Origin of the sequence: Pseudomonas sp. QTF5, from assembly GCF_000512695.2 — a bacterium.
In the GTDB taxonomy this organism is placed as follows: domain Bacteria; phylum Pseudomonadota; class Gammaproteobacteria; order Pseudomonadales; family Pseudomonadaceae; genus Aquipseudomonas.
This window is the reverse complement of record NZ_AZRW02000010.1, coordinates 163,441-181,955: the sequence shown is the minus strand read 5'-3', so window position 1 is coordinate 181,955 and position 18,515 is coordinate 163,441. Positions and strand designations below refer to the sequence as shown.

Below are 18,515 nucleotides of genomic sequence, written 5' to 3'. Positions count from 1 at the left end.
TCAAAAACAGTATTGCAGAAAAGGGGGTAACCATAGATGTGGGAGCGGGCTTGCTCGCGAAGAGGCCATCAGCAACACCACAACAATCAAGCAGACAAAAAAAAGGCCCGCATCGCTGCGGGCCTTCTTTTATAGCGGTGGAGGAGGGTTGTTAACCCGCCACCAACACCCGAATCGCTTCCAGTCGCAGCGCCGCTTTGTCGAGCATGGCCAGGCCTTGCTCACGTTGCTTGCGCAGGGCAACCAGTTCGCTGTCGCGCACGGTCGGGTTGACCGCTTGCAACGCGGTCAGGCGTGCCAGTTCTTCGTCGGTATCCGCCGCCAGGCGACGTTGCGCCTCGGCCACGCGCTCGGCGTGACGCGGGGTGATTTTCTCTTCGCCGGCGTTGATCCGTGGCGTCAGCTGGTCGCGCTGGGCCTGGATGAACTTGTTGGCGCTGGCGCGGGGCACGCTTTCCAGTTGATCGTTCAGGGTTTCGAACGACACTCGGGTCGACAGGTCGTTGCCGTTGGCATCGAGCAGGCAGCGCAGGGCGGCCGGCGGCAGGTAGCGGCCCAACTGCAGCGAGCGCGGGGCAACCACTTCGCTGACGTAGAGCAGTTCCAGCAACACGGTGCCCGGTTTCAGCGCCTTGTTCTTGATCAGCGCCACGGCGGTGTTGCCCATCGAGCCGGACAGGACCAGGTCCATGCCGCCTTGAACCATCGGGTGTTCCCAGGTGATGAACTGCATGTCTTCGCGAGACAGCGCCTGGTTGCGGTCGTAGGTGATGGTCACGCCTTCGTCGTCGCCCAGCGGGAAGCTGGCGTCGAGCATTTTTTCGCTTGGCTTGAGGATCAGCGCGTTTTCCGAATGGTCTTCACTGTCGATGCCGAAGGCGTCGAACAGGGTTTCCATGTAGATCGGCAGGGCGAACTGATCGTCTTGTTCGAGGATGTCCTCGACCAGTGCATCACCTTCGCCAGCGCCGCCGGAATTGAGTTCCAGCAAGCGGTCGCGACCGGTGTGCAGTTCGGCTTCCAGACGCTCACGTTCGGCGCGGGCTTCGTCGATCAGCGCTTGCCACTCGCCATCGTCGGCGGTTTCCAGCAGCGGCAGCAGGCGCGGGCCGAACTGATGCTGCAAGGCGTTGCCGGTCGGGCAGGTGTTGAGGAACGCGTTCAGCGCTTCGTGGTACCACTGGAACAGCCGTTCTTGCGGGCTGGTTTCCAGATACGGCACGTGCAGTTCGATGATGTGCTTCTGACCGATCCGGTCGAGACGACCGATACGCTGCTCCAGCAGGTCCGGGTGCGACGGCAGATCGAACAGCACCAGATGGTGCGAGAACTGGAAGTTGCGACCTTCACTGCCGATTTCCGAGCAGATAAGCACCTGAGCGCCGAATTCTTCGTCGGCGAAATAGGCAGCGGCGCGGTCGCGCTCGAGGATGTTCATGCCTTCGTGGAAGACCGTGGCCGGAATGCCGGAGCGCACGCGCAGGGCGTCTTCCAGGTCCATGGCGGTTTCGGCGTGGGCGCAGATCACCAGCACTTTGGTGCGCTTGAGCATTTTCAGAGTGTCGATCAGCCACTCGACACGCGGGTCGAATTTCCACCAGCGCTCTTCTTCGTTGGCGTCCGGCTGGGACTGGAAGCTGACTTCCGGGTACAGCTCGGCGTGATCGCCCAACGGCAGTTCGAGGTATTCGGCCGGGCATGGCAGCGGGTACGGGTGCAGTTTGCGTTCCGGGAAACCCTGCACGGCGGCGCGGGTATTACGGAACAGCACGCGGCCGGTGCCGTGGCGGTCCAGCAATTCGCGGACCAGACGGGCGCTGGCTTCGGTATCGCCATCGTTGACGGCGCTCAGCAGCGCTTCGCCTTCGTTGCCGAGGAAACCGTGGATGGTCTTGTGCGCTTCAGGCGACAGGCGCCCCTGATCCAGCAGCTCCTGAACGGCTTCGGCCACCGGGCGATAGTTTTCGCTCTCGGCGCGGAAGGCATGCAGGTCATGGAAACGGTTCGGGTCGAGCAGGCGCAGGCGGGCGAAGTGGCTGTCCTGACCCAGTTGTTCCGGGGTCGCGGTCAGCAGCAATACGCCGGGAATGACTTCGGCCAGTTGTTCCACCAAGGAGTACTGCGCGCTGACTTGGTCTTCATGCCACACCAGGTGGTGCGCTTCGTCGACCACCAGCAAATCCCAGCCGGCCGCGAACAACGCGTCCTGGGCTTTTTCGTCGTCTACCAGCCATTCGAGCGCAACCAATGCAAGCTGGGTGTCTTCGAACGGGTTGGCGGCATCGCTTTCGATAAAGCGTTCTTCGTCGAACAGCGCGACTTGCAGGTTGAAGCGGCGACGCATCTCCACCAACCATTGGTGCTGGAGGTTTTCCGGCACCAGGATCAACACGCGGTTGGCGCGGCCCGAGAGCAGTTGGCGATGGATCACCAGACCGGCTTCGATGGTCTTGCCCAGGCCCACTTCGTCTGCCAGCAGAACGCGTGGCGCGATGCGGTCGGCGACTTCACGGGCGATGTGCAATTGGTGCGCGATCGGTTGCGCCCGCACGCCGCCCAGGCCCCAAAGGGAGGACTGCAACTGGCGGCTGGTGTGTTCCAGGGTGTTGTAACGCAGGGAGAACCAGGCGAGCGGGTCGATCTGTCCGGCGAACAAACGGTCGCTGGCCAGACGGAACTGAATGAAGTTCGACAGTTGGGTTTCCGGCAGGGTGACCACTTCGTTCTGCGCGTTGAGGCCGTGGTAGACCAGCAGGCCATCGACGTCGTCGACTTCCTGGACGGTCAGCTTCCAGCCTTCGAAGTGAGTGATGCTGTCACCCGGCGAAAACCGCACGCGGGTGAGGGGCGCATTCCGTAGCGCGTACTGGCGGGTCTCGCCAGTGGCCGGGTAGAGCACGGTCAACAAGCGGCCGTCCTGTGCCAGAACGGTGCCTAAACCCAGCTCGGCTTCACTGTCACTGATCCAGCGTTGCCCCGGTTGATACTGCTGCGCCATGCTGCCTGACTCCCACCTTGAAAAAGCGGGCTATCTTAACGGAATGAGCCTGCAGGACCAAAGGATTACATGCGTGCGCTGAGGGCGGATGCGAACTTTTCGGGAGATGAAGATCAAAAGATCGCAGGCTGCGCCAGCTCCTACGGTGCCAGGCAGTTCACAAGTTTGCGACCGATGGCTCAAGTCGCCATCCCCGCAGCCGACAGCCTGCTGACAGGAGACAAATAATATGCTGCCACCGATGCTCCCCTTGAGCGCCGTCCCGATCACTTCACAGCAGGATCCGATCCGCCAGCGCCCGGATATTCCGCCCGTGGTGCCGGTGCAGGAAAGCTCCAACGAAAGCACCATCGACCTGCAAAAGCGTGATCCGGAAGAGGCGGGCCTGCAACTGCGCGAGGAACAACGTCGCAAACAAGAGCAGGAGCGGCGGCGCCGTGAGGCCGATGAAGATCCTGAAGAACACCTGGCAATCCCCGGCAATGAGCTTAATGCCGACAACACCGTGCCGGTGGTGCCGTTGATGGAGGATCAGCCACGTCAGGGGTTATGGGTCGATATCGAGATCTGAAATGTAGGATCACTGGTCAGCGTCCGCGCCAGACCGCATTATTGGCGTAATCCTGTCGCCTTTAACCGGCAGTTGAATTCATTTCCAAGCGATGCACTGAACGCCATGAGCCAAGATGACAAGCTGATCGACCTCAACTCCGAACGCGCCAAGCGGGTTCATGACCTTAATGAAAAGCGCCTGAACGAAGTGCGCCAGGCGTTCGAGCAGGCGATGCCGTTGGGCAAAGCGAAGAAAAAGCCGAAGAACAAACCGAAAAAGCGTTGAAACACCCTGCATCGGTTGATGCAGGTCAGTTATTTCCCTTCCTTTTACGCCTGTTTCGGGCGGCATTGATCCCGGTCAATTTTCTCTCCTGCCCGATTGGTTAACTTAGCCCCATCGCAACAGGGCAAGTGCAGGAGGCCAATCATGTTTTTCGACAACGTGGTGATCGCCGGAGTGCTGACAGTCGGCCTCATGGTTCTGTTTTTTGCAGGGTTTGGATTTTTTATCTGGAAGGATTCGCACAAGCGTAGAAAGCCGTAGACCCTTCTGGATGTAATGAGCACGCAAGGCATTTTGGGCGACTTCGGTCGCCCTTTTTTTTGCCTGCGAAAATCTGTCGGGTGTACATAGAACTACTGTGGGAGCGGGCTTGCTCGCGAAGGCGGCTTGGCAGCCAATATAGATGTTGAATGTTATGGCCTCTTCGCGAGCAAGCCCGCTCCCGCAGTTGATCGGTGGTGTAGCGAAGATTGCAGCAATAAAAAAGGCGCGAACCTTACGGAACGCGCCTTTTTCAGTAGCGGTGTATCAGCTACCCAGTGCCTTCGACGCCAGCCAGAACAGGCCAGCCGACAGGGTCACGGTGGCTGGCAGGGTCAGGACCCAGGCCAGCAGGATGGTTCTGACGGTGCCGCCTTGCAGGCCGCTCTTGTTCGCGACCATGGTACCGGCCACGCCTGAGGACAGGACGTGGGTGGTGGAAACCGGCAGGCTGAAGATGTTGGCCATGCCGATCATGCACGCGGTGGTGATCTGCGCGGACATGCCTTGGGCATAAGTCATGCCTTGCTTGCCGATTTTCTCGCCGATGGTCAGAACCACGCGTTTCCAGCCGACCATGGTGCCCAGGCCCAATGCCAGTGCGACCGCCAGAATCACCCAGAACGGGGCGTATTCAGTGGTGGTGGTCAGGTCCTTGCGCAGCTTGTCCAGGTCAGCTTTTTCACGGGCGGCGAGGCCTGGCAGCTTGGCGACTTTCTTTGCAGTGTCGTCCAGGCAGAGCAGGTAGCGACGCACTTCGATGCGGCTTTCCGACGGCAGCGAATGGTAGTCGGCTACGCCTTTAAGGGTGCCAAGCAGCGCTGCAATGGTCGGTTCGGTCTGTTGCGGGTTGCAACGGAATTTCTCCGGCAGATCGCCTTTCACGCTTTTGCCCAGTGCCAGGAACTCACCCAGGGATTCGCGGTTGCGCTCGTAGAACTGGCTCAGGTGCAGGGTCGCATCGCGAGTCCGTTCGATCTGGTAGGTGGTGCTGTTCAGGTCGAGGACGAACTGCGCCGGCACAATACCGATCAGCACCAGCATGATCAGACCGATACCTTTCTGGCCATCGTTCGAGCCGTGCACGAAGCTGACCGCCATCGCCGAAATCACCAGTACCAGACGGTTCCAGAATGGCGGGTGTTTCTTGTCGTCGATCTTACGGCGCTGTTCCGGTGTCTTGTGCATCTTGGACAGCGGACGCCACCATTTGAGGCCGATCAGCACCAGGGCTGCGATCAGGAACCCGGCCATCGGCGAGAATACCAGGGACGCACCGATATCGATCGCCTTCTGCCAGTTCACGCCATCGGCCAACGGAATGTCGTTGATCAGGGCGTTGGCCAGGCCGACACCGAGGATCGAACCGATCAGCGTGTGGGAGCTGGAGGCCGGGATACCGAAGTACCAGGTGCCCAGGTTCCAGGTGATGGCGGCGGCGAGCAACGAGAACACCATGGCCAGTCCGTGACCGGTGTTCACATTGATCAGCAGTTCTACCGGCAGCAAATGGACGATGGCATACGCCACGCCCACACCGCCCAGCAGCACGCCGAGAAAGTTGAACACACCGGAAAAGAACACCGCCAGATGAGGCGGCATGGCTTTGGTGTAGATAACAGTGGCCACCGCGTTTGCGGTGTCATGAAAGCCGTTGATGAACTCGAAGGCGAGGACAAAGGCCAGGGCGAGCAAGAGGCTCACAAGCACCCAAGCATCCAGTCCGCTGAATAAATCGATCATGAAGGTTTTCTGACCCGGTCATAAGGGGGCGCGATTATGCCAGAAAAGACTGCTGATCAATGCACTTGCTGCTCATTGGTTACATTCTTCAACGAATTATTTGGTGGCAATCCCCCAAGCCCCAGGTTTTTTCAGGGTTTTACAAGTCATTGAATTTACTTGCAAAGGCCGCAGCCACAAGGGTTTCTCCCGTCGGGACGAGAGCTTTGAACGTTTGTGTGAAATATCTGGGAAGAGGGTCAGACAGGAGCCATTTGCCCCATCCAACGGATGAAGGGGACTGCTGCCCGCTTGTAGCGGGCGCGAAAAGCATCATCGATACAACCCGCTTTTAACGGATGCAGATGCAGGCTCTTGAAAGGATTCAGGCCGAGGCGGTCATGGCTCTTCGGCTTTGAGTTCCTTTTCCATCTTCTGCAATTCCTGAGTGAAGGCCTGATCCTGAACAGTGGCGCGTTTACGCCAGGGTTTGCGTTCGGGTTCGGGCTGAGCGGCGTAGGTGGTGACTTCCCCGCCGTAAACTTCCTTGTAACGTTGTTCCTGGCGCTCAAGTTCCGCGCGCAGTTCGTCTTTCGTCACAGTGCTACCTGATTGAGTTGAGATTAATTCTGGTGAAACGCGCTGCATCCATTTATTGACCCTGCTCGTTGAAGGGACAATGCCTGATACGGCATCGTTCCCTCGGAGCAATCAATACGTCCTTGTTGCAGGCGGCCACGGCACCAGAGAAAAACAGCTGACGTAGCATCAGACTCCTGTTTCAGCGAGCGCGTTGGCGGAACATATCAAATGAGCGTCAGGCGCTTGCTGCGGACAGCGGCAATGGATATTGCGCTGCCGGTTGGCGGAATCGGCAGGTAAAAAACCGATCGCCACTGAGATGCATTATAGCGGTCGATCCGCAGAACACTATCTCTTGAGAGTTAAAAGTAGTTCCTCATGAGTGATTGTTTTGTTACTCGCAAAGTTTTACCGGTAACTACGCTGCGGGTGATGCAGTTGCAGCGGTGACTTTCTGGCGTCATTAAGCTGAACAGATTATTACATCGTCCTTCTTTAAGTCAGTGACAGAAAATAACAACCGTGTTGTGCGACGAGCGAACGCAGTGTGCTTCACTCATAAGCACCGGCGATTGCGATTATCGGCCAATGATTCGATAATCGCCCAATCTTGGTGGCAGGTGGCTTGTGTGTCAGACCGGGAGCCGCTTGTAATAGTCGCTGATTCGTCTGGGAAACAACCTGATATGAACGATCAAATGCGCAACTCCTTCGCTTCAGTGGCACCACCGATCGTTGCCTCGCCCGCCAAGCGAATCCAGGCCCTGACCGGTGATCCGGATTTCATGACCTCCCTGGCCCGTGGTCTGGCGGTGGTGCAAGCGTTCCAGGAACGCAAGCGGCACCTGACCATTGCGCAGATCAGCCATCGCACGGAAATTCCCCGCGCCGCTGTGCGGCGTTGCCTGCACACCCTGATCAAGCTCGGCTATGCCACCACTGACGGGCGTACCTATTCGCTGCTGCCCAAAGTACTGACCCTGGGCCATGCCTATTTGTCGTCGACACCCTTGGCCGTTTCTGCCCAGCCGTATCTGGACCGCATGAGCGAACAACTGCATGAGGCCTGTAACATGGCCACCCTGGAAGGCGATGACATTTTGTACATTGCGCGCTCGGCGACCACCCAACGGCTGATTTCCGTCGACCTCTCGGTGGGCGGGCGACTGCCAGCCTACTGCACATCCATGGGCAGGATTCTTCTCGCCGCGCTGGACGATACGTCGCTGCGCGAATACCTCGACCATGCCGAGCTGCAAGCCAAGACCAGTCGCACCTTGCATACCCCCGAGGCATTGCTCGAATGCCTGCAAGAGGTACGGCAACAAGGCTGGTGCATCGTCGATCAGGAACTGGAACAGGGCCTGCGCTCGATTGCCGTTCCGGTGTACGACGCTTCCGGCCAAGTGGTGGCGGCGTTAAACGTCAGCACCCACGCTGGCCGGGTCAGTCGCAGCGAGCTGGAGCAGCGTTTCTTGCCCGGTCTGTTAAGCGCCAGTCGTGATCTGAGCGCACAACTCTTCGCCTAAGCTGTTCGATAAACGCACAGAGTCGGGTTTATCGAATTGACGCTCTTTCCCTTGGATCATTAATGTCGCGGCAGCGTCATCCGGCACTACTGTCTTCAGTCAGTCGCCGGACGACGACCCAATAATAATGAGAAGAGGCATCAGCATGCGCACGTTTCCCGACTGTCGCTGTTCCCCCCGGTTTAGCTGGCAAAACCCGATCGCCTGAGCCCGACCTCCTTTTTTTGTCACAGCGTCAGCCCCGGTCCTGTTCGACTGCGTTCTTTGCGTGGAATAAAAATAATGAACCAGCCTCAGTCTGCTGTAGGAAACTGCCTCGACGTGCAGTCCTTCATCAACGCTCAACCCATTTCGCGCTACCAATGGCGGGTGGTGATTCTATGTTTCCTGATTGTTTTCCTTGATGGCCTCGACACTGCGGCCATGGGTTTTATTGCGCCGGCACTGTCCCAGGACTGGGGCATCGATCGCGCCAGCCTCGGCCCGGTGATGAGTGCGGCGTTGATCGGCATGGTCTTCGGCGCTTTGGGTTCCGGCCCGTTGGCTGACCGCTTCGGGCGAAAAGTCGTACTGGTGGGCGCGGTATTGTTGTTCGGCGCTTTCAGCCTGGCGTCGGCCTATAGCAACAACGTCGATCAGCTGCTGGTGCTGCGTTTCCTTACCGGCCTGGGGCTGGGCGCTGGCATGCCGAACGCCACCACACTGTTGTCCGAATACACCCCGGAGCGCAAAAAATCCCTGCTGGTGACCAGCATGTTCTGCGGCTTCAACCTCGGCATGGCCGGGGGCGGGTTCATCTCGGCCAAACTGATTCCGGCCTTCGGTTGGCATAGCCTGTTACTGATCGGCGGGATTCTGCCGCTGGTCCTTACCGTCGTATTGCTGTTCTGGTTGCCGGAATCGGCGCGCTACCTGGTGGTGCGCAACCGTGGCACGGACAAAGTGCGCAAGGCCTTGGCGCCGATCGACCCGACGGTGGTGGCTCAGGCTTCGAGCTTCAGTGTGCCGGAACAGAAAACCGTGAAGTCGCGCAATGTGTTTGCGGTGATCTTCTCCGGCACATACAGCACTGGCACGTTGTTGCTGTGGCTGACGTACTTCATGGGCCTGGTGATCGTTTATCTGCTGACCAGTTGGTTACCGACGCTGATGCGCGACAGCGGCGCGAGCATGGAGCAGGCGGCGTTCATCGGTGCGCTGTTCCAGTTCGGCGGGGTATTGAGCGCGGTGGGTGTGGGATGGGCGATGGACAGGTTCAATCCGCACAAGGTGATCGGCATTTTCTACTTGTTCGCCGGGGTGTTTGCCTACGCGGTAGGGCAGAGCCTGGGCAACATCACCTTGCTGGCGACCTTGGTGCTGCTGGCCGGGATGTGTGTCAACGGCGCGCAATCGGCGATGCCGTCGCTGGCGGCGCGGTTTTACCCGACTCAAGGGCGGGCGACCGGTGTGTCGTGGATGCTCGGGATCGGCCGCTTCGGCGCGATCCTTGGTGCGTGGATGGGCGCAACGTTGCTGGGCCTGGGCTGGAATTTCGAGCAAGTGCTGACGGCGCTGGTGATCCCGGCCGCGCTGGCGACCACGGCGGTGGTGATCAAGGGCATGGTGAGTCATGCGGATGCGACCTGAGGGCAATTTTCGACAGTGATCGTTCCCACGCGGAGCGTGGGAACGATCGGCAGAGGATATCGGTAGGGAGACAACAATCTGTTCGATAAACGAACGCTCAGTCGATTATCGGATTGTTTGGCGTTTTTCAGGGGCTTACTCTTCAGTCATTCCGGCGCTGAACCTCGCGCCTTTTTCTACCACTGTCGGTTCATAACAAAACGGGAGCCTGCCCCATGGCTGAAATCCTTTCGCTGCATGACGCGGTAAAGCAGTTCGTCAACGACGGCGATACCGTCGCGCTCGAAGGCTTCACTCACCTGATTCCTACGGCAGCGGGTCACGAAATCATTCGTCAGGGCAAGAAAGATCTGACCCTGGTGCGGATGACGCCTGACTTGATCTACGACCAGTTGATCGGTGCCGGTTGTGCTCGCAAGCTGATTTTCTCCTGGGGTGGAAACCCGGGCGTGGGCTCGCTGCACCGTCTGCGTGACGCGGTCGAACGGCAGTGGCCGCATGCGCTGGAAATCGAAGAACACAGCCACGCCGACCTGGCCAATGCCTACGTCGCGGGCGCTTCGGGCTTACCGTTCGCGGTGCTGCGTGCCTACGCTGGCTCCGACCTGCCAAAGGTCAACCCGCTGATCAAGACCGTCACGTGCCCGTTCACCGGCGAAGTGCTGGCGGCGGTGCCGGCGGTGCGCCCGGACATCACCGTGATTCACGCGCAGAAAGCCGACCGCCAAGGCAACGTGCTGCTCTGGGGCATTCTCGGCGTGCAGAAAGAAGCGGCGCTGGCCGCCAAGCGTTGCATCGTTACCGTCGAAGAAATCGTCGATGACCTCAATGCGCCGATGAACGCTTGCGTGTTGCCGACCTGGGCCTTGAGCGCGGTCTGCCATGTACCGGGTGGCGCGCATCCGTCCTACGCCCACGGTTACACCGAACGCGACAACCGCTTCTATCAAGCCTGGGACCCGATTGCCCGGGACCGTGAAACCTTCACCGCGTGGATCAACGAGTACATCCACGGTTGCGCTGACTTCAGTGAGTTCCAGGCCAAGCTGGCCGCTGCTTCGGAGGCCAAGTAATGACTTACACCACCAATGAAATGATGACCGTCGCCGCCGCCCGTCGTCTGAAAAACGGTTCGGTATGCTTCGTCGGCATCGGCCTGCCGTCGAAAGCCGCCAACCTGGCACGTCTGACTTCCTCGCCAGACGTAGTCCTGATCTACGAATCGGGTCCGATCGGTGCCAAGCCCAGCGTATTGCCGCTGTCGATCGGTGACGGTGAGCTGGCGGAAACCGCCGACACCGTCGTCCCGACCGGTGAGATTTTTCGCTACTGGTTGCAGGGCGGGCGCATCGATGTCGGTTTCCTCGGTGCCGCGCAAGTCGATCGTTTCGGCAACATCAACACCACAGTGGTCGGTGACTACCATCAGCCGAAAGTTCGCCTGCCGGGTGCCGGTGGCGCGCCGGAGATCGCCGGTTCCGCCAAGAGCGTGCTGATCATCCTCAAGCAATCAGCGCGCTCCTTTGTCGACAAACTCGACTTCATTACCTCGGTCGGCCATGGCGAGGGCGGTGATTCGCGCAAGCGTCTCGGCCTGCCGGGCGCAGGTCCGGTCGGCATCATTACCGACCTGTGCATCATGGAACCCGAAGCGGATACTCATGAATTCGTGGTCACTGCGTTGCACCCAGGCGTCACCCGCGAGCAAGTGATCGCCGCCACCGGTTGGGCGATTCGCTTCGCCGATCAGGTGGAAAACACCGCCGAGCCAACTGATGTCGAGCTGACCGCACTGCGTGATCTGGAAGCCCGCACCGCTGCGGCCCACGGCCAAGCACCCGGAGAAGCCTGATGCGTGACGTTTATATATGTGACGCCATTCGCACCCCCATCGGCCGTTTCGGCGGCGGCCTGTCGAGGGTTCGCGCCGATGACCTGGCCGCCGTGCCGATCAAGGCGCTGATGGCGCGCAACCCGTCGGTGGACTGGAAGGCGGTGGACGAGGTGTTTCTCGGTTGCGCCAATCAGGCCGGCGAAGACAACCGCAACGTGGCACGCATGGCGTTGCTGCTGGCGGGCCTGCCGGAAACCATTCCCGGGGTCACCCTCAATCGTCTTTGCGCTTCGGGCATGGATGCGATCGGCACCGCGTTCCGGGCCATCGCCAGCGGCGAGATGGAACTGGCGATCGCCGGCGGCGTCGAGTCCATGTCTCGCGCACCGTTCGTGATGGGCAAGGCTGATGCGGCGTTCTCGCGCAACATGAAGCTGGAAGACACCACCATCGGCTGGCGTTTCATCAACCCGTTGATGAAAGCCCAATACGGCGTCGATGCGATGCCGCAGACCGCCGATAACGTGGCCGACGACTACCAGGTTTCCCGCGCTGATCAGGATGCTTTCGCCCTGCGCAGTCAGCAGCGCACGGCCGCCGCGCAAGCCGCTGGGTTTTTCGCCGAAGAAATCGTTGAAGTGCGCATAGCCCACAAGAAGGGTGAAAGCGTCGTCACGCAGGATGAGCATCCCCGTGCCGACACGACATTGGAAACCCTGGCCAAACTCAAACCGGTCAACGGCCCGGACAAAACCGTTACTGCCGGCAACGCTTCCGGCGTGAACGACGGTGCGGCGGCGCTGATTCTGGCCTCCGGCGACGCGGTGAAGAAACATGGCCTGACTGCCCGCGCTCGCGTGTTGGGCATGTCGAGTGCCGGTGTCGCACCTAGGGTGATGGGCATCGGCCCGGTGCCGGCGGTGCGCAAATTGACCGAGCGCCTGGGCCTGGCGGTCAGCGATTTCGACGTGATCGAACTCAACGAAGCCTTCGCCAGCCAGGGCTTGGCCGTGCTGCGTGAACTGGGGTTGGCGGATGACGCGGCCCAGGTCAACCCGAACGGTGGCGCCATTGCCTTGGGCCATCCGCTGGGCATGAGCGGTGCACGCTTGGTACTGACCGCGTTGCATCAACTGGAAAAGACCGGTGGCAAGAAAGGTCTGGCGACCATGTGTGTCGGTGTCGGCCAGGGTCTGGCCTTGGCAATCGAACGTGTCTGACGCACAGAAGCGACTAATAAGAACTGAGGAAAGCGCAATGACTGACAAACCTGGTTACCGTCGCCCGCAGGCGGGCACTCAGCCGGAATACCTGCACCCTCCTTATCAATCCACCAACCTTCGCTCGCCGTCCAAACCGTTGGTGTTTTTGCCTCATTCGCTGTCGGAAATCACCGGGCCGACCATCGGCGCCGAGCGCATCCAGGAGCAGGACAACGACCTGACCGCGCAGCATAAGGGCGAACCACTGGGTGAACGAATCATCATTCACGGCCGTGTGCTGGATGAAAACGGTCTGCCGGTGCCGGGCATTCTGGTGGAAATCTGGCAGGCCAACTCTGCCGGTCGCTACGCCCATGCGCGTGACCTGCACGACGCGCCGCTGGACCCGAACTTCACCGGCACCGGTCGCACCGTGACCGACGCCGAGGGCTGGTATCAGTTCCAGACCATCAAGCCTGGCGCCTATCCGTGGGGCAACCATCACAACGCCTGGCGCCCGGCGCACATCCATTTCTCACTGTTCGGGCCGAGTATTCTCACGCGCCTGGTGACCCAGATGTATTTCCCGGGCGACCCGTTGCTGGCCTACGACCCGATCTACAACTGCGTGCCGGATACCAGCGCCAAAGAGCGCCTGATCGCCAGTTTCGACCTGGAAAAAACCATCCCTTCCTACGCCCTCGGTTATCGCTGGGACATCGTCTTGCGCGGCCGCGATGCCACGCCGATGGAGAAATAAGATGACGCTGAACGCGACCACATCCCACACCGTCGGGCCGTATTACCACATCGGTCTGACCTGGCTGAACCGCGAAGACCTGACCGTTGCACAGACCCTCGGTGAGCGCGTGGCAATCACCGGGCAAGTCGTCGATGGCAATGGCGACTTCGTCAACGACGCGATGCTCGAAGTCTGGCAGGCCAACGCCGCCGGCAAGTACGACCATCCCGAAGACGATCAAGACAAACCCCTGGACCCGAACTTCGAAGGGTTTGGCCGGGTGCCGGTGGATGCAGAAGGGCGCTTCCGCTTTACCACGATCAAACCGGGCACCGTGGAAGGCTTGAAAGGCACGACCCAGGCGCCGCATTTGGTGGTATTGGTGTTTGCTCGCGGGTTGGTGAAGCACTTGCTGACGCGGATTTACTTCGATGGCGAACCGGCCAACGTGGCGGACCCGCTGCTGGAGTGCGTGCCTGCTGAACGCCGCAGCACCTTATTGGCTAAGCAGGATGCTGCGGGTGTGTATCAGTGGAATGTGATTTTGCAGGGAACGGATGCCGAGACGGTGTTTTTTGATTATTGAGTGAACGCCACAAAACCTGTGGGAGCGGGCTTGCTCGCGAAAGCGGTGTGTCAGGCGACATCAATGTTGACTGTGTCGCCGTCTTCGCGAGCAAGCCCGCTCCCACAGGGATAGCATTGCCAATTGTGGAATGGGTTTGTTGCAAAGTGTGCCTGGACTCGACATGTTCACTGATACGTGACGGTGATGATGGCGGTCGCGTGCCTGTTCAGCCTGCGTCTGCCGAAACAGGCGAAGTATTTGCACCACGACCGTTGATCTTTACGCGAGGGCCTGACCGGCCCGCGCCTGCAAGGACTGTTTATGAACCAGCGACCGGGCAATCAATTGTTCGATGCCTACTTCACGACACGCGACATGCGTGAGGTGTTCTGCGATCAGGGCCGGGTTCAGGCCATGCTTGATTTCGAAGCGGCACTGGCCCGGGCCGAGGCGCGGGTCGGGCTGATTCCGCAGACGGCTGTCGCGTCTATCGAAGCAGCCTGCCTCGCTGAGCATTACGACTTCGCCGCTCTGGGTGAGGCCATTGCCACGGCGGGCAATTCGGCGATTCCACTGGTCAAGGCATTGGGCAAGCAGATCGCCAAGAGCGATGCCGAAGCCGAGCGCTATGTGCATCTGGGCGCGACCAGTCAGGACGTGATGGACACTGGCCTAGTGTTGCAACTGCGCCGCGCGCTGGAATTGATCGAAGCTGATCTGGCACAACTGGGGGAAACCCTCGCGACCCAAGCCTGGCGTTACGTCGCCACGCCGTTGGCCGGACGCACTTGGCTGCAGCACGCGACGCCGGTCACCCTCGGCATGAAAATCGCCGGTTGGTTGGGAGCGGTGACGCGCAGCCGTCAGCGTCTGCTGGAACTCAAGCCGAGACTGCTGGTGCTGCAATTCGGTGGTGCCTCCGGCACCCTCGCGGCCCTCGGCGAACAGGCGATTCCGATTGCCGAAGCCTTGGCCGCAGAACTGCAACTGAGTTTGCCGGATCAACCCTGGCACACCCAGCGTGATCGTCTGGTGGAGTTCGGCGCGGTGCTTGGATTGATCGCGGGCAGCCTCGGCAAACTCGGTCGCGACATCAGCCTGATGATGCAGACCGAAGCCGGCGAAGTGTTCGAACCCTCGGCACCGGGCAAGGGCGGTTCTTCGACCATGCCGCACAAGCGCAACCCGGTGGGCGCAGCGGTGCTGATCGGTGCGGCGGTGCGAGTACCGGGTTTGCTTTCGACCTTGTTCAGCGCGATGCCGCAGGAACACGAACGCAGCCTGGGCCTGTGGCATGCCGAATGGGAAACCCTGCCGGAGATCTGCTGTTTGGTGTCAGGCAGCCTGCAGCAAGCGCTGCTGCTGGCCGACGGACTGGAAGTGGACGCCGACCGAATGACGCGCAACCTCGACCTGACCCAGGGCCTGGTGTTGGCCGAAGCCGTGAGCATCGTGCTGGCGCAACGGGTCGGGCGCGACACCGCACACCATCTGCTTGAGCAATGCTGCAAACGCGCAGTGGCCGAGCAACGTCATTTGCGCGCGGTGCTCGGCGACGAGCCGCAGGTGACTGCCGAGCTGTCGGACGCTGAACTCGATCGTCTGCTGGACCCCGCCCATTACCTCGGTCAGGCCCATACCTGGGTCGAGCGAGCGGTGGCTGAACATTTTGCGTTGATAGCCTGAAGGAGACTGCCGTGGCATTCGTACAACTCGCCGAGGGCGAACTGCATTACCAACTCGATGGGCCGGTCGATGCGCCGGTATTGGTGCTGTCCAATTCCCTGGGCACCGACCTGCACATGTGGGACGCGCAAATCCCGGCGTTCAGCGAGCATTTTCGCGTGCTGCGTTTCGACACCCGTGGTCACGGTAAATCGTTGGTGACGCCGGGGGCGTACAGCATCGAGCAACTGGGTCGCGACGTGCTGGCGCTGCTGGATGCATTACACATCGAACGCGCGCATTTCTGTGGTCTGTCCATGGGCGGGTTGATCGGCCAGTGGCTGGGGATCAATGCCGGTCAGCGTTTGAACAAACTGATCGTATGCAATACCGCGGCGAAAATCGGCGATCCGTCGGTGTGGAATCCCCGGATCGAAACCGTGCTGCGTGACGGCGCGGCGGCGATGGTTGCCCTGCGCGATGCGTCGATAGCGCGCTGGTTTACCCCGGACTTTTCCGAGGCCAATCCGGCAGCGGCGAAGCGGATTACCGACATGCTCGCGGCCACCTCGCCTGAAGGTTACGCGGCCAATTGCGCGGCGGTACGCGATGCCGATTTCCGCGATCAGTTGTCCTCGATTCAGGTGCCGCTGCTGGTGATCGCCGGCACCGAAGACGCGGTGACGCCGCCGTCCGGTGGGCATTTCATTCAGGAGCAAGTGCGTGGCGCCGAGTACGCCGAGTTCTACGCCGCGCACCTGTCCAACGTCCAGGCAGGCGCTGCGTTCAGCGACCGGGTACTGGCGTTTTTGTCAGCTCATTGAGGAGATTGTTGTGGACGAGAAACAACGTTACGACGAGGGCCTGAATGTCCGTCGTGCGGTCCTTGGCGACGCCCATGTCGACCGCAGCCTGAACGCGCTGACCGAGTTCAACTCGGAGTTCCAGGAGATGATCACCCGCCACGCCTGGGGCGACATCTGGACCCGCCCGGGCCTGCCGCGCCATACCCGCAGCCTGATCACCATCGCCATGCTGATCGGCATGAACCGCAACGAAGAACTCAAACTGCACCTGCGCGCCGCCGCCAACAACGGCGTGACCCGCGGCGAGATCAAGGAAGTGATCATGCAGAGCGCAATCTACTGCGGCATCCCGGCGGCCAACGCGACCTTCCACCTGGCCGAGTCGGTGTGGGATGAGTTGGGGGTTGAGTCGCGCGAGTAACTGTCCACCACAACTCCTGTGGGAGCGGGCTTGCTCGCGAAAGCGATTTAACATTCAGCATTGATGCAAGCTGATGCACCGCTTTCGCGAGCAAGCCCGCTCCCACATTTGGTCTGTGTTTACAGCAAACTGATCGGATAGCTGACGATCAACCGGTTCTCGTCGAACTCGTTGTTGCTGAAGTCGCGGCGGATGGTCGAGTTGCGCCATTTGACGTTGAGGTTTTTCAGCGTGCCGCTCTGCACGGTGTAGCCCAGTTCGCTTTCGCGGCCCCATTCCTTGCCGTCGCTGGTGGTTGCGGTGTGTACGTTGTCGCCGCTGATGTAGCGGCTCATCAGGGTCAGGCCCGGCACGCCAAGGGCGGCGAAGTTGTAGTCGTGGCGCAGTTGCCAGGATTTTTCCTTCGCGTTGTCATAGCTGGCGTTGTAGCTGTCGTTGGCCAGCGTGCCGCCGCTGGTGCCGTTGACCCGCATCCAGGCGCTGTCCCCGGTGAGTTTTTGCAGGCCGACGTAGAAGGTGTTTCCGCCGTATTTGGCCGAGAACAGGCCCGACCAGGTCTTGTTGTCCAACTCGCCGGCCCGGGCGCTGCCATCATCCTTGCCGTAGAAGAACCCCAAATTAGCGCCTAATGTCCAGTCGCCCAGCGGTTGGGTGTGGATCAGATTGACGTATTGCTGGCTGTAGATGTCCTTGAGTTCAGCGTTCCACAGGCCGATCTGAGTGCGCTTGCCGTTGAAGGCATATTCACCGCCCTGAAAGTTGAAACGGTCTGAGGTGAACGCCGTTTTGCCGGTCATCGACATGTCATTCATGCTGCTGTCATCGCGCGGGCTGTTGGCGCGGAACTGGCCGCCGTAGAGCGTCAGGCCGTCGATTTCCTTCGAGGTGATCTGGCCGCCGCGGAAGGTTTGCGGCAGTGAGCGACCGTCGTCCGAACGCAGGATCGGCAGCACCGGCATCCATTCGCCAACCTTCACTTCGGTCTGGGACAGCTTGGCCTTGAACGCCACGTTGGTGCGACCGAAGTTATCCGCCGGGCGACCATCGTGATCCAGCGGCAACAACTGCGTACCCCCGGTGCCTTTGCCGCCATCGAGCTTGACCGAATACAAACCCAGCACGTCCATGCCGAACCCGACGGTGCCCTGGGTGAACCCGGACTTGGCGTCGAGAATAAAACTTTGCGTCCACTCTTCAGCCTTGCCCTGGGTCTTGGTCGGGTTGGTGAAGTTACGGTTGATGGAGAAGTTGCGCAGGTTCAGGTTGACCTTGGCGCCTTCGACAAAACCGGCTTCCTCGGCCATGGCTGGCAGGGCCGCACCGGCCAGTGCGATGGGGATCAGGCTGGGAAAGAAATACAGCGTGGAAGGCGTCATGGGCTCGGGTCTCTCTAATTCTTGGAGGTGAAACAGGGCGGTGCCGCAACGTTCGGGTTGCAGACAAAAAATTCGAATTCAGAAAAGCGGGGGCGAAGTCAGCCGGACAGGGCAGGGCGCGGGGACATGGTGTCGAACCTGTTGTTATTGGTCTTGTGCGACAGATGGTGAGGGAAACGGACTAAATGGTTCAATCGGGGGAGGGCGGGTTCTGGGCGATTATCGAACGTAAGATTGATCAGGGTTTTGTGGTGTCTGGACCGACGCCATCGCAGCCAAGCCCGCGATGGGGCCAGCATGGCCAATACAACTTTTCCCGCAGCCAACAAAAAGCCCACCAAT

17 protein-coding genes are annotated in these 18,515 nt (G+C 60.2%); 13 read left to right on the top strand and 4 right to left on the bottom strand.

What is annotated here, in order from left to right:
- Nucleotides 1-151: 151 nt before the first annotated feature.
- A complete protein-coding gene (gene rapA / locus IC37_RS11175) occupies nt 152-2,998 on the bottom strand; it encodes an RNA polymerase-associated protein RapA (RefSeq protein WP_030132730.1) in 2,847 nt (948 codons plus the stop codon).
- Nucleotides 2,999-3,227: 229 nt separating this feature from the next.
- Between rapA and IC37_RS11170 the strand changes: the two genes are divergently transcribed.
- The 3 genes from IC37_RS11170 to ccoM all read left to right on the top strand — a co-directional run bounded on the left by IC37_RS11170 (nt 3,228) and on the right by ccoM (nt 4,097).
- Nucleotides 3,228-3,569, top strand: coding sequence for a hypothetical protein (locus IC37_RS11170; protein ID WP_030132729.1), 342 nt, complete (start codon nt 3,228-3,230; stop codon nt 3,567-3,569).
- Between the two features lie 105 nt (nt 3,570-3,674).
- Nucleotides 3,675-3,836, top strand: a complete 162-nt coding sequence (locus IC37_RS30085; protein WP_007935839.1) for a hypothetical protein — start codon at nt 3,675-3,677, stop codon at nt 3,834-3,836.
- A gap of 144 nt (nt 3,837-3,980) precedes the next feature.
- Nucleotides 3,981-4,097: a cytochrome c oxidase subunit CcoM gene (gene ccoM / locus IC37_RS30790; protein WP_018926882.1), complete on the top strand. Its 117-nt coding sequence runs from the start codon at nt 3,981-3,983 to the stop codon at nt 4,095-4,097.
- A 267-nt stretch (nt 4,098-4,364) separates the two neighbouring features.
- On the opposite strand, the gene IC37_RS11160 is transcribed toward ccoM, so the two are convergent.
- Together IC37_RS11160 and IC37_RS11155 are read right to left on the bottom strand one after the other, a co-directional pair.
- Nucleotides 4,365-5,840, bottom strand: a complete 1,476-nt coding sequence (locus tag IC37_RS11160; protein ID WP_030132728.1) for an inorganic phosphate transporter — start codon at nt 5,838-5,840, stop codon at nt 4,365-4,367.
- A 378-nt stretch (nt 5,841-6,218) separates the two neighbouring features.
- The gene (locus IC37_RS11155) at nt 6,219-6,419 is read right to left on the bottom strand and encodes a hypothetical protein (protein ID WP_007935837.1); all 201 of its coding nucleotides are present in this window, start codon (nt 6,417-6,419) and stop codon (nt 6,219-6,221) included.
- Nucleotides 6,420-7,087: 668 nt separating this feature from the next.
- Between IC37_RS11155 and pcaR the strand changes: the two genes are divergently transcribed.
- From pcaR to pcaC, 10 genes are all read left to right on the top strand, one after another.
- Nucleotides 7,088-7,930, top strand: a complete 843-nt coding sequence (gene pcaR / locus IC37_RS11150; protein WP_007903845.1) for a pca regulon transcriptional regulator PcaR — start codon at nt 7,088-7,090, stop codon at nt 7,928-7,930.
- Nucleotides 7,931-8,212: 282 nt separating this feature from the next.
- Entirely contained in the window at nt 8,213-9,559 is a 1,347-nt protein-coding gene (locus tag IC37_RS11145) for an MFS transporter (RefSeq protein ID WP_030132727.1), read from the top strand.
- Nucleotides 9,560-9,774: 215 nt separating this feature from the next.
- Nucleotides 9,775-10,632: a CoA transferase subunit A gene (locus IC37_RS11140; RefSeq protein ID WP_030132726.1), complete on the top strand. Its 858-nt coding sequence runs from the start codon at nt 9,775-9,777 to the stop codon at nt 10,630-10,632.
- Nucleotides 10,632-11,411: a CoA-transferase subunit beta gene (locus IC37_RS11135; protein WP_008005876.1), complete on the top strand. Its 780-nt coding sequence runs from the start codon at nt 10,632-10,634 to the stop codon at nt 11,409-11,411. Before IC37_RS11140 ends, IC37_RS11135 begins: the two co-directional genes overlap by 1 nt.
- Nucleotides 11,408-12,613 (top strand): 3-oxoadipyl-CoA thiolase, encoded by a 1,206-nt coding sequence (gene pcaF / locus IC37_RS11130; protein ID WP_177409389.1) that lies wholly within the window; start codon nt 11,408-11,410, stop codon nt 12,611-12,613. The genes IC37_RS11135 and pcaF overlap by 4 nt, the downstream gene beginning before the upstream one ends.
- Nucleotides 12,614-12,650: 37 nt before the next feature.
- The gene (gene pcaH, locus IC37_RS11125; protein ID WP_030132724.1) at nt 12,651-13,355 is read left to right on the top strand and encodes a protocatechuate 3,4-dioxygenase subunit beta; all 705 of its coding nucleotides are present in this window, start codon (nt 12,651-12,653) and stop codon (nt 13,353-13,355) included.
- Between the two features lies 1 nt (nt 13,356).
- Nucleotides 13,357-13,923 (top strand): protocatechuate 3,4-dioxygenase subunit alpha, encoded by a 567-nt coding sequence (gene pcaG / locus IC37_RS11120; protein ID WP_030132723.1) that lies wholly within the window; start codon nt 13,357-13,359, stop codon nt 13,921-13,923.
- Nucleotides 13,924-14,226: 303 nt separating this feature from the next.
- Entirely contained in the window at nt 14,227-15,591 is a 1,365-nt protein-coding gene (locus IC37_RS11110; protein WP_030132722.1) for a 3-carboxy-cis,cis-muconate cycloisomerase, read from the top strand.
- 11 nt (nt 15,592-15,602) lie between these two features.
- Complete coding sequence (pcaD, locus tag IC37_RS11105) at nt 15,603-16,394, top strand: 3-oxoadipate enol-lactonase (RefSeq protein ID WP_030132721.1); 792 nt, start codon at nt 15,603-15,605, stop codon at nt 16,392-16,394.
- A 10-nt stretch (nt 16,395-16,404) separates the two neighbouring features.
- Nucleotides 16,405-16,797 (top strand): 4-carboxymuconolactone decarboxylase, encoded by a 393-nt coding sequence (pcaC, locus tag IC37_RS11100; RefSeq protein WP_008005892.1) that lies wholly within the window; start codon nt 16,405-16,407, stop codon nt 16,795-16,797.
- A 119-nt stretch (nt 16,798-16,916) separates the two neighbouring features.
- Here the strand turns inward: pcaC and IC37_RS11095 are convergent, their stop codons facing one another.
- A complete protein-coding gene (locus IC37_RS11095; protein ID WP_030132720.1) occupies nt 16,917-18,173 on the bottom strand; it encodes an OprD family porin in 1,257 nt (418 codons plus the stop codon).
- Nucleotides 18,174-18,515 lie beyond the last annotated feature (342 nt).